Annotated in this window: 12 protein-coding genes; 5 read left to right on the top strand and 7 right to left on the bottom strand. The window is 69.1% G+C overall.

The window, feature by feature from the left end; genetic code table 11:
• Together AUR65_RS17590 and AUR65_RS17585 are read right to left on the bottom strand one after the other, a co-directional pair.
• Positions 1-636 (bottom strand): CPBP family glutamic-type intramembrane protease (locus AUR65_RS17590; protein ID WP_058568432.1); only part of this gene is annotated, 636 nt, incomplete at its 3' end.
• A 2-nt stretch (positions 637-638) separates the two neighbouring features.
• Positions 639-920, bottom strand: a complete 282-nt coding sequence (locus tag AUR65_RS17585; protein ID WP_058568431.1) for a DUF5789 family protein — start codon at positions 918-920, stop codon at positions 639-641.
• A 172-nt stretch (positions 921-1,092) separates the two neighbouring features.
• On the opposite strand from AUR65_RS17585, the gene AUR65_RS17580 reads away from it, so the two are divergent.
• A complete protein-coding gene (locus AUR65_RS17580) occupies positions 1,093-2,073 on the top strand; it encodes a DUF7139 domain-containing protein (protein ID WP_058568430.1) in 981 nt (326 codons plus the stop codon).
• A 40-nt stretch (positions 2,074-2,113) separates the two neighbouring features.
• Here the strand turns inward: AUR65_RS17580 and AUR65_RS17575 are convergent, their stop codons facing one another.
• From AUR65_RS17575 to AUR65_RS17565, 3 genes are read right to left on the bottom strand one after another with little or no spacing between them, the layout of a single operon-like run.
• On the bottom strand, positions 2,114-2,680 hold the full coding sequence (locus AUR65_RS17575) for a Mut7-C RNAse domain-containing protein (RefSeq protein ID WP_058568429.1): 567 nt from the start codon (positions 2,678-2,680) through the stop codon (positions 2,114-2,116).
• Complete coding sequence (gene polX, locus AUR65_RS17570; RefSeq protein WP_058568428.1) at positions 2,673-4,424, bottom strand: DNA polymerase/3'-5' exonuclease PolX; 1,752 nt, start codon at positions 4,422-4,424, stop codon at positions 2,673-2,675. The genes AUR65_RS17575 and polX overlap by 8 nt, the downstream gene beginning before the upstream one ends.
• Complete coding sequence (locus AUR65_RS17565) at positions 4,421-4,861, bottom strand: DUF5788 family protein (protein ID WP_058568427.1); 441 nt, start codon at positions 4,859-4,861, stop codon at positions 4,421-4,423. Before AUR65_RS17565 ends, polX begins: the two co-directional genes overlap by 4 nt.
• 145 nt (positions 4,862-5,006) lie before the next feature.
• Here AUR65_RS17565 and AUR65_RS17560 point away from each other — a divergent pair, with 145 nt between their 5' ends.
• Entirely contained in the window at positions 5,007-5,858 is an 852-nt protein-coding gene (locus tag AUR65_RS17560; RefSeq protein WP_058568426.1) for a hypothetical protein, read from the top strand.
• A gap of 190 nt (positions 5,859-6,048) precedes the next feature.
• Entirely contained in the window at positions 6,049-7,398 is a 1,350-nt protein-coding gene (locus AUR65_RS17555; RefSeq protein ID WP_058568425.1) for an alkaline phosphatase family protein, read from the top strand.
• A 117-nt stretch (positions 7,399-7,515) separates the two neighbouring features.
• Here the strand turns inward: AUR65_RS17555 and AUR65_RS17550 are convergent, their stop codons facing one another.
• Both AUR65_RS17550 and AUR65_RS17545 read right to left on the bottom strand, forming a co-directional pair.
• Complete coding sequence (locus AUR65_RS17550) at positions 7,516-8,619, bottom strand: glutamate-cysteine ligase family protein (RefSeq protein WP_058568424.1); 1,104 nt, start codon at positions 8,617-8,619, stop codon at positions 7,516-7,518.
• Positions 8,620-8,826: 207 nt separating this feature from the next.
• Positions 8,827-9,909, bottom strand: coding sequence for a tubulin/FtsZ family protein (locus tag AUR65_RS17545; RefSeq protein ID WP_058568423.1), 1,083 nt, complete (start codon positions 9,907-9,909; stop codon positions 8,827-8,829).
• Positions 9,910-10,032: 123 nt separating this feature from the next.
• Between AUR65_RS17545 and AUR65_RS17540 the strand changes: the two genes are divergently transcribed.
• Positions 10,033-10,671: a DUF7310 family coiled-coil domain-containing protein gene (locus AUR65_RS17540; protein ID WP_058568422.1), complete on the top strand. Its 639-nt coding sequence runs from the start codon at positions 10,033-10,035 to the stop codon at positions 10,669-10,671.
• Positions 10,668-11,129: a DUF7311 family protein gene (locus AUR65_RS17535; protein WP_058568421.1), complete on the top strand. Its 462-nt coding sequence runs from the start codon at positions 10,668-10,670 to the stop codon at positions 11,127-11,129. Before AUR65_RS17540 ends, AUR65_RS17535 begins: the two co-directional genes overlap by 4 nt.
• Positions 11,130-11,326: the final 197 nt, after the last annotated feature.

Genomic DNA, 11,326 nt, shown 5'->3' with positions numbered 1-11,326 from the left:
GACCCGCTCGGGCGGGAAAATCGGCGGGTGGAGCACGAGCCAGTCCAGGAGGATGAGGCCGCCGCCGTGGGCGACGATGGAGGGGAGAATCGAGTCGCTCTCGTAATCGACGAGGCCGAACAGCACGTCCGTCGGGGCCGACAGGAGAAGCTCTATCGGCGGCTTGCCGACGTGGTGGAAGGCGTAGAGAATCGGACTGATGAGGGCGCTCTTCCGACCGATTTCGCGGACGCCGACGCAGAGCAGGCCGCGGTAGTACGTCTCGGCCGCGACGACGACGAGCAACTGCTGAGCGGCGTGCGGGAGAAAGTCAGCGAGCGCGGTCGAGGTGTGCCACATCGGGTAGTACGTCCGAATCGACGGCAGGCTCGACCCGACGAGGTAGAAGGGGAAGACGAACAGCGCGAGCAGGAGCGTGTTGCGGAGCGCCGCGCGGTCGACGTTCCAGCCGAGGTTGCGGCCGTGGGCGAGCGCGAGCGCTCCGGGTACGAGGATGAACAGGAGGGCGTCGTGGACCGCGCGGTAGGTGAGGTCGCCGGCGGGAATCGGCCAGAGACTCCACGCGGCCCCGACGACGCCCCCGACGAGGAGGGCGCGGTAGAGCCACGGGAGGCGGGCGAGCCGGCGGCGCAACACCGTTATTCCGTCTGGACCGGGTCGCGGCCGACGATGTCGAACACGTCGTCGACGAAGGCCTGTCGCGTCTCGAAGTAGGTCTCGTCGGCCTCGGCGAGCACGTCTTCGAGGCTCTGGGGGCCGTCGGGCGTGCGGATGACCGCGTCGCCTTCTTTGTTCAGGATGCTGCTCTTTTCTTGCGGCCACGTCAGTCGGGAGGCGACGCGCGCGAGCGGCGCACCTTCGACGGACGCGCCCGTACCGAGTTCGACGGCGGGTGCCTCGTCTGCTTCCTCGTCAGCCATGCGCGAGGGTTAGCCACCGCGCATGATAATCCCTTCGAGATTCGCATGTGACGACGACGCGCCGCCGCCGCGACGAGCGGGCCGCCGCGCGGATATCGACAGCCCGCGACGTGTCGAGAAACAGACAATCGTCTGACGCATCGTTTTAGGGGCTGCTTTCGTAGTCGGGGCCATGACCAGTCTTTCGGAGGCGTACCACGGTGGCCGGGGCGGGCCGAGTCTCCGACGGCTGTCCCTGGGCTTCGGGGGGTTCCTCATCGGCGTGCTGCTCGTCGTCGCGGGCATCGTCGTCGCGACCACCGACGTGTACACGTCCGGCGGGGCGACCCTCGGCGAAGCACGCGAACTCGGGGGCATCCTCGGAGGCATCGGCGTCCCCGCCGTCTTCCTCGGCGTCCTCGCGGTCCTCCCCGCGAGTCGTCGAACCCGCGCCGCGTCGCTCATCGGGGCGAGCATCGCCGTTCTCGGCGTCGCGCTCTTCTCGCACGCGTACCCCTGCCAGTGGACCGGCGCGACCTGCGGGGCCGGCCTCGCCGACCTCACCCTCGAAACCGTCGCCGTCTACTTCTTCGGCACGCTCACGACCTTCTGGTGTCTGTTCGTCGGCGTCGCCAACTTCAAGACGCGGAACGACCCCGGCGGCACGGCCACGGTCCAGGTGACGAAGAAGGGCGAGACGCGCGTCGTCGAAGTCGAGAAGTCCGGCGGCGGTCTGGGCGGCATCGGCTTCCTCGGCGGCACGCCCGACGGAGACGTCCAGACGCAGACGAACCAGTCGAACGCCGGAGCCACCCCGAACGCCGGCGCGACCGACGGCGGCGCGTCGACGCAGGACATCACCCCGCTTGACGTCGAACCCTCGGCCTCGGCGTCGTCCGACGGCCCGGACGCCGCTGACACCGCGGCGACGGGTCGCTCCGGCGTCGATACCGTCCAGTCGAGCGATTCCGCGCGCTCGCCGGCAGGCGCGGCCGACCACCCCGCCGCCGACCGTCCGGCGAACACCACGGTCGGCGACCGCTACTGCGGCAACTGCACGTACTTCGAGTACGTCCGCACCTCGGACGGACTCAAGCCCTACTGCGCGGCCCACGACGAGATGATGCAGGACATGGAAGCCTGCGACGAGTGGTTCCCGCGCCGCCGCGAGTAGTTCCGCCGCCGACCCGGACGACTTCGACGACCGTTTCCGCTTACTGTTCTCCGCCGTTCAATCTCGCTTCCACGTCGCGCCAGTGGCTCCCGCGCCAGAACACCTGTCCGCAGTCGCGGCACCGCCACAGCGTCGTCTCCGTCGGGTCGGGCGCGTAGTCGGGAACTGGCTCGTCGCGGCCGACCGCCTCGACGGGGCCGTTACAGACGCCACAGCGTGACGGCTCCTCGTCCAGCGAGACCGCGAAGCCGACCGATTCGAGTTCGCGGAGTTGCGCGATTGGCTCCCGCTCGGCGAGGAGGACGCTCCGCGGGGCTCGCTCGGCCAGTCGCACGTCGCGGGTGAGGAGGACGCGCCCTTCGGCGTCCGCCCGCGCGAGCAGGCTGTCGTCGCCGGGGTCGGTTCGGGGGTCGCGTGCCCCGTCCTCTCCACCTTCTGTTTCGTCCCTGCCGTCGAGGGCGTATTCGGCGTCGTAGCCGCACATCCGCAGGTACGTGGCGAGTTTGCCGAGCATCACGTCCAAGAGGAGTGCTGTGTCGCCGGGAGCGGCGCGGTCGACGCCCGAGGCGACCGTGCCGGGGTGGTCGGCTCCGACGTCGTCAGTCACGAAGGAAGTCGGACAGTTCCTCGACCGACCGCGCGTTCAGCACGTCCGCGGTCTCGACCCAGCCGCGGCGGGCCGTGTGGACCCCGTAGCGGGCGTGGTCGAGTTCACCCGGTCGGTGGGCGTCGGTGTCGATGACGACGGTCGCGCCCGCCTCGACGGCGATTTTGAGCGCCTCGCCGTTCAGGTCGAGACGGTACGGGCTGGCGTTGAGTTCGAGCGCGACGCCGTTGTCGACGGCGGCCTCCGCGAGTCGCTCGTAGTCGAGGGGGAGGCCGGGCCGTTGGTTGATGAGCCGACCGGTCGGGTGGCCGAGGATGTTCACCGCGGGGTGTTCCATCGCGGTGACGAGTCGCTCGGTGGCCGTCTCGCGGTCCTGGTCGAGCGCGCTGTGGGGCGAGGCGACCACCACGTCGAGTTGGTCGAGCACGTCGTCGGCGACGGAGATGCCGCCCTCGGCGTCGATGTTGGCCTCGACGCCGGTGAACACCGCGATATCGGCGTCTTCGGCGACGTCGCGGACCTCGTCTAGCTGGTCGAGCAGGTCGTCGTCCTCGACGCCGACGCCGCCGACCATGCCGGGGCCGGTGGCGTGGTCGGTGACGGCGTGGTAGTCGTAGCCGCGCTCCGCGGCGGCCGCGACCATCTCGGCGATAGTGTTGTCGCCGTCTGACCAGTCGGTGTGGGTGTGGAGGTCGCCGCGGAGGTCGCCCTCCGCGAGGAGGTCCGGCAGGTCGCCCTCGGCGGCGCGCTCGATTTCGCCGGTGTCCTCGCGCATCTCCGGCGGGACGAGCGGGAGGTCGAGCGCGGCGTACATCGACTCCTCGGTGTCGCCGGCGACGCGCGTTCCGGCCCGCGGGCCGTCGTCGGGGTCGTCCACGTCCGAGATGTCGAACATCCCGTACTCGTTCATCTTGAGGCCGCGGTCGATGGCGATGTTGCGGAGGTGGACGTTGTGGTCCTTGCTCCCGGTGAAGTACTGGAGCGCCGCGCCGTACTCCGCGGGGGCGACGACGCGGAGGTCGACCCGCATCCCGTTCACCCGGACGCTCGCCTTCTGCTCGCCGGCCTCGATGGTGTCGCCGACGAGGTCCCACGCGAGGAAGCGGTCGATGACGGCTTCGGCGTCGGCGCTCTCGGCGAGCACGTCGATGTCGCCGACCGTCTCGCGCCACCGCCGCATCGACCCCGCGGGTTCGACCCGCCCGACGGCGTCGTGGCCGCCGAGGTACGCGAGCAGGTCGTCGGCGACGGGGCGCGCCTTTCCGAGCAGTTCGCGGCCGGTCGCCTCACGGGCGAACTCGATGCCGTCGAGGATGTTCGCCTCCGTCTTCGCGCCGAACCCCTTGACCTCCTGTATCTGCCCGTCGCGGGCGGCCGCTTCGAGGTCGTCGAGGTCGGCGACGCCGAGCGCCTCGTACAGTTTGCCGACCGTCTTCGGACCGACACCCTCCACGCTCGTCAGGCCGGCCATATCGACCGGGAGGTCCTCGCGGAGGTCCTCCAACTCCTCGATGCGGCCGGTCTCGACGTACTCGACGATTTTCGAGGCGATGGCGTCGCCGACGCGGTCGATTTCCTGGACCGCGTCTTCGCCCTCCGCGGCGAGTTCCTCGACGGGTTTCGGGTGCTCGCGGACGTTCTCGGCGGCGCGGCGGTAGCTCGACGGCTTGTAGGCCACGTCTTTCGCCTCCAGCAGGTCGGCGAACTCCTCCAGCAGGCTCGCTATCTCGTCGTTTCGGCTCATCGGCCCCCTCGCTTGCTCTTGCCGCCGTCGCGGCCCAGCGCCTTCTTCAGGAAGTTCATCCAGCGCTTCTGGTCCGCGGCGTTCTGGCGGTGCTCTTCCTGTTTGAGGTCGACCGGCCGAAGCTGTTCGAGAGCGTTCAGCGCCCGGTCGATGCCGACGATGTCCTCGGCCAGTCGCCGCCCCTCGTCGTAGCTCACTTCGTTGTCCTCGATTCGTTGGAGCCGTTCGAGACGCTCGCGGCGGAGGTTCCGCTTCGCCTGGTCGACGCGCTCGCGCTCCCCCGACGGGATGGTGTCGCGGCGCTTTATCTCGAAGACGAACTCCCTGAGGTCTATCTCCTCGCCTTGGACCTCGATGCGGTCGGGAATCTGCGTGCCGACGGTCGCACCCTCCCGATTGACGCGCTCCAAGAGCTGTTTACGCTCGAACTCCTTCACGCCCGTTCGTTGTCCCGCGCGGCACTTCGCTCCTTCGCCCGCCCCGGTCTCATCTGCCCGGTTCGCTGAGCGTCCCGCCGGGAAACAGGTCCGAAATCCCCGAATAACGGTTATTCTCTCGCCCGTCGTACTCTCTACTCGGGCCATGTCAATTGACACCAAACAACACAGTAGTGGTGACGCCCCGGACGCCACCGGCGACTCGCCGGCCGCGTTCGGTCAGGCCCGGCTGTACGCCTTCTACCTGCTCGCGGTCGTGACGCTCGGGATGGCGGCCGTCTTCGTCAGCGAACTCCTCTCGTTCGCCATCGTCGGGTGGGGCGCGGGCGGCGACGTGCTCGCCGAGCACCGCCTGCACCTGATGGTCATCGCAGCGAACGTCTGGATAATCATCCTCGGCGTCGCGAGCCAACTGTACCGCCCGCTGAAGCGCGTCGCGCTCATGCAGGTCGCCTTCGTGGTGACGACGCTCGTGCTCGTCGGAACCATCGTCGGCGGCGGGCCGGTCGAGGAGGTCGTCCCCTTCTTCGTGCTCACCGGGCTCATGGTGCTGTTCCACCCCGCGGGCCGCGACATCGTCTCGGTCGGCGACGACTACAGTCCGGCGCTCCTCGGCCTCGTCGCGGTCGCGGTGCTCCCGGTGCTCGCGTTCGCGGTCAACCAGTTCGGTCTGCAGGCGACCGGTGACATTCACGCCGTCGCCGGTCACTACATGGAGATGGCGGTGATGGCAATCGGGCTGTTACTGCTCGGCCTCGTCGCGGCCGCAGGTTCACCCGGTCACCGCTTCGTCGCGTGGCTGACTGGCGGCCTCGCCATCTACTTCGGCGCGGTCTCGCTCGCCTTCCCGACGCAGGTGTCCAGCGTGGGGGTGATGTGGGCCGTCGCGCTCGTCGCGTGGGGGCTGGCGTTCGTCGTCGCGAGCGAGCTTCGGGTCAGCGGTCGGACCGCGGTCGCGCGGGAGCGCCCGCTCTCCGCGGGGCAGCCGCGGGTGTGACCTCACAGGGTGTCGCAGGATGGTCGATGGCCTGATTCGCGTCTGACAGGTCGTCGGCGGTGTCAGCGGTCCGCTCTCGCCCGGAGAGATTCGCCGCTTTCTCCGACAGCGGCCCCGTATCCGTCGTCTCTCGTCGCAAACTCCGGCGGAGAGACGAACCTTCTTATGGTTCTCTTGGATACCGTGAGGTATGGGTTTGTTCGACCGACTCCGCGGCAAAGACCACCCCCGCGTCGCCTTCATCGGCATCGACGGGGTTCCGTTCACTCTCCTCTCTGAGCATCCCGACGAGTTCCCCAACTTCGCGGCGCTGGCCGACGCGGGCTCGGCGGGCGACATCGACAGCATCGTCCCGCCCGAGTCCTCGGCGTGTTGGCCGGCGCTCACGACCGGCGTCAACCCCGGCGAGACCGGCGTCTACGGCTTCCAGGACCGTGAGGTCGGCTCCTACGACACGTACGTCCCGATGGGGCGCGACGTGCAGGCCACCCGCGTCTGGGACCGCGTCACCGACGCCGGCCGTAAGGCCACCGTCATGAACGTCCCCGTGACGTTCCCGCCCCAGCGCAACGTTCAGCGCATGGTCTCCGGCTTCCTCTCGCCCGGCGTCGACAAGGCCGCCTACCCCGACGACTTCCGCGACGCGCTCTCCGAGATGAACTACAAGATCGACGTGAACGCGAAACTCGGTCACGACGACGACAAGACCGCGTTCATGGAGGACGCCCGGAAGACGCTCGACCGGCGCTACGAGGCGTTCGAGCGCTACATCGACCAGGACGACTGGGACCTCTTTTTCGGCGTCTTCATGACGACCGACCGCGTCAACCACTTCCTGTTCAAGGACTACGAGCGCGACGGGAAGAACAAAGACGCCTTCATGGAGTTCTACCGCACCGTCGACGACTACCTCGGTCGCATCCGCGACGCCCTCCCCGAGGACGTGACGCTCATCGTCGCGTCCGACCACGGCTTCACCTCGCTCGACTACGAGGTCCACTGCAACACGTGGCTCGAGGAGAACGGCTGGCTCTCCTACGAGGACGACGACCACGACTCGCTTTCGGACATCGACGAGGACTCGAAGGCGTACTCGCTCATTCCCGGTCGGTTCTTCATCAACCTCGAAGGGCGCGAGCCCCGCGGGTCGGTCCCGCAGTCGGAGTACGAGGCGGTCCGCGACGAGCTCAAGGCCGAACTCGAAGCGCTCGAAGGCCCCGACGGCAACAAGGTCGCAGACCGCGTCGTCGTCAAGGAAGACGCCTTCCGCGGCGACCACGACGACATCGCGCCCGACCTCGTCGTCATCCCGAACCACGGCTTCGACCTGAAGTCCGGCTTCAAGGGTCACGACGACGTGTTCGGCGTCGGCCCCCGCAACGGCATGCACTCGTTCGACAACGCGACGCTCTACGTCGACGACCCCGACGCGGTCATCGAGGACGCCGACCTCTACGACATCGCGCCGACCATCCTCGACCTCATGGACGTCGAGTACAGCCGCACCGAACTCGACGGCGCGAGCCTCATCCAGCAGTAAGCGACCGATTCGGCTTCCGATTCCGTTTTTTCGCGAGGCGCGTCTGACTCCGACCTCACCTGTCCCGAGCGCTCGCTCTCGCGGTCCCCCTAAGACCCGCTCGCGGCGGCTCGCGGCTTACTGCCTGACCGCGCTCCGCACGTCCCGTTCCAGTCGGTCGGCGTGGGTCAGTCGCATCTCTCGCGCCTCGGCGGGCGTGACCGTCTCGCGGCCGTCTATCTCGTGTGACACCGGGCTGTACGCGTCCACGTCGAAGCCCATCCGGTCGAGGTACGACCGCACGTCCTCGGAGTCGAGTCCGTCCTCGATGGCGGCGTTGACGTACCGGAGCACCGCGTCGAACTCGGGGAGGACGACCTGGTCCTCCGTCACGCGTCCCCTGTCGCCCTCGATTCTGAACTCCGCGTCGTCGAGGCGTCTCACCACGTCGGCCACGCTGTTCGCCAGTCTGACCACGTCGCTCGGGAGCGCGCAGTCGGGCGAGCGCCACTCGACCGTGCCGAACTCGGCCCTGAGTTGCACCGGCGTCCAGATTGCGCTCTCGGGGTCGAAGTTCGCCTCGATGGTCGCCCGGTCGACGCCCTCCGCCTCGGCGCGCACGAGGAACTCCTCGAACCGGCGTTCGAGGCGGCGCGACCACTCCCGCGTGTCGTCGGCGTAGCGCCACAGCCGACCCTGGTGCGGCACGTCGTCGTAGGTCATCCGGCGGTACAGTTTCGACCGCGCGCCCGCCGCCAACCGCTTCCCGTCGTAGTACGGCGAGGAGTTCACCAGCGCCAGCGCGGGGTCCAGCGCCACGAGCGCGTTGTACTGGTCGATTTCGCGGCCGGGGCGCTGCTCGACGTGGACGTGCGTCCCCACGCAGTGCCGCGCGTACTGGAAGTCCGACCCGACGACGCGGTTCTGGATGCGGGTCCGGTCGCTCCGGCGCTCCGTCACCTCCTCCGCACTCACCGGCGTGGCGAGCGGGACGAGTCGCTTCCCGACTTCCTCGGCCCGCGAGAGAACGTCGCCGAGTCGTTCGTACAGCTCCGCGCGCAACTCGGCCGCCGAGTCGCACGGCGACGTCTTCACCTCCAACACGGGCTCGACGAACTCCCGTTCGGCCCCCGGCGAGGCGTCGAGCAGGTCGCCCGGGTCGGTGAACGACCCGTCGTCTTCGACGACCCAGTACTCGACTTCGATACTTCGCCGAAGCGGGTCAGCGGTCGGTTCAGACATGGTGACCCCGGCGGCGTGCTGCGTCGACTCTCACGCGTATCGTTTCGTCACACCCACAACTACCCATTGTTAACACATACCACGAATGTGCGCCCCAACGGAAAAATCATTCGCAGACCGGAGGGTATTCGGTTGTTTGATGGACAAACGTCACCGAAAACTGATATTTAGTGGGCGGTCATCTCGTCGGGGCGCGCCCGATGGGCCTCACAGCAGGTCGTCGAGGTCGTCGTTGTGCCACATCTCTTTGGGGTCCTCTCGCGTCTCGGTCTTCGCCTGGTCGATGGCCTCGCGGGCGCGCTCCATGAACGACTCGACCCGCTCGGAGCGCTCGACGCCGCCGAGGAGGACGAGCGACGCGAGGCGGCCGCTCTCCAGCGGGAAGTCGCCGCCGCGGACCTGCAGACTGCCGGTCTCCTCTTCGACCCAGCGACGCGCTCGCTCGACGCCCTTCCGCGGGATAGTGTCGGGTTCGCCGGCGACGATGACGAGCGCAGAGTCCGCGTCGCTCGCGTCGGGCAGGCTCGTCCCCGTCAGGACGGCGCGGCGGGTCGTGCTCATGACGGTGTTGATGTTGTCCTCGGCGTCGGGAGAGGCCTCGGCGCTCGCGTAGCCGAGCGCGGCGATGCCCCCAGAGCGGAGGGTGTTGATGACTTCGGAGGTGTCGACGACGCTCTCGCCGACGCCCTCGGTCGCCTCACCGGCCGCCAACAGCAGACCGACGCGTCGGGCAATCGCTTCGTTGATGGCGTCGTACCCCTCGCTCATCGACTCGCCGGAGGAGCGAAACGCGTCGTTGTCGACGAGGAGGACGGCGTCGGACTCGCGGGCGATGGTCTTGAGCGAGCGGCCGGCGTTCACCTGATACATCGCCCCTTCGTCCTGTCCGGGCAGGATGCCGAGGACGTACACCGGCACGTCGTAGACGCGTCGAAGCGCCTTCGCGAGGACGGGCGCGCCGCCGGAGCCGGAGCCGCCGCCGAGCCCGGCGACGACGAAAATCGATTCCGCTTCGGCCGTGACGCGGCCGTCGAGGGCGGACATGACCTCGGTCTGGTCCGACTCCATGACCTCGGCACCGAGTTCGTTGTCGCCGCCGACGCCGTGGCCGTTGACCCGGTCTTGGCCGATGAGCACGGTCTCGACCGGAAGCGACTGGAGGTCCGCTTTCGCGGTGTTGACCGCGACGGCGTCGAGGACCGCGCCGAACCCCATCTGTCGGTCGAACGACTGGAGCGCGGTGGTGAGTTTCCCACCTGCTTGCCCCACACCAATCAGGACGGTTTTCATACCACAATCCACTCCGTCGCCCGTCTTGAACGTTCCCCACGGGCGAACTGTTCGACCGCTCGGGTCGTGGTCGGCTCCGACCGCGCCGGAGTTTTATATCAGATGACGGGGCCACGCCGACCCATGACGACCGACCCAGTTCGCCTCGGTGGCACCGCCGACGCTGACGCCGACGCCAGAGCGCCCGCGTCCCGCGACCCGGTCGCGGCGGACCGGACTGCCGACCGCACCGCCGACCTCGCCGCGCGACTCGCCGCGGTCGAGCGAACCATCACCGACGGCGACGCCGACTTCTCGTCGCTGGAAGACCTCGCGGCCGTCGAGCGTCGGGTCTCCGAACTCGAATCGTCGGTCGAATCGCTCACCGAGCGCCTCGACGAGATGGACGCCGCGACGCAGGCGATGCGCGGCTACCTCGGCGGCGTCCGCGCGGTCAACGAGGACGTCGAGCGCCGGGCGAACGCCGCGCTCGCCAAGGCCGAGTCGCTCGAAGCGGAACTCGTCGACGAGACGGCGTCTCCCGCGCCGCCGCAGTCGGCGGACGCGCTCGCCTCGGAGGCAGCGTCGCCCGCCGGACAAGCCGCCGGCGCGTACGACGATTCTCCTCGGCGTGAAGAGACGACCGTGACTGCCGTCCGCGCCGGTCGCGATTCTCACGTCGCTCCCGACTCCCGCGCCGGTGACTCCCGGAACGACGCCACGGATTCCCGCGACGACTCCGCCGACCGCGGACTGGCCGCCCGCCTCCGCGACGCGCTGTGATTCGCGTCGTGCTGACGTGTCTCCTCGCGGTCGCCATCGCGGGCGTCGTCTTCCCGGCGGCCGACGCGGCGCGAGCGGACGCGACGACCGTGACAATCGGTTCGATGGCGGACGACATCGCGCACGCCGCGACGGCGCTCGCGACCGCGGAAGACCCGACACCGGCGGGTGTCGCGGGCGCGCGGCGGCACGTCGTCCTCGACGTTCCGACTGGCTCGTGGCGCGCGGCCGGCGTCTCCGAACTCGCGGTTCGCGGCGGCGACGGCGTCGAGCTATCGGCGGATATCGCCGCCGGGCCGACCGTCGTCCGTCGCGTCGGCGGGCCGCGGATTCGCGTCGTCGGCGACCGACTCGTCCTCGGGCCGGGTGAACACCGACTCAGACTGACGCTCGAAGCCGACGCGGGCGGTTCTGTCGTCGTTCTCGCTCCTGCGGCGGCCGACCCGCCGGCGGCGTAGGTTCAAATACCCGGACGGGGCCACGCCCCCGTATGCCCCTCGGCTCACCTTCCATCGGTTCCCTCTCCGAAACCGTCGCCGCGGCGCTCCCGGACGCGCTCGGCGGCCGACTCGCCGACGCGACCGGCGTCCGGGTCGCGCCCCGCGATTCGACCGACGAGTGCGGCTGTGTAACCGCGTTCTCGACGCCTACCGAC

Source organism: Haloferax marisrubri, assembly GCF_001469875.2.
GTDB lineage: Archaea > Halobacteriota > Halobacteria > Halobacteriales > Haloferacaceae > Haloferax > Haloferax marisrubri.
Note: the sequence above shows the minus strand (reverse complement) of the source record. Positions and strands in the feature narration are given on the sequence as shown.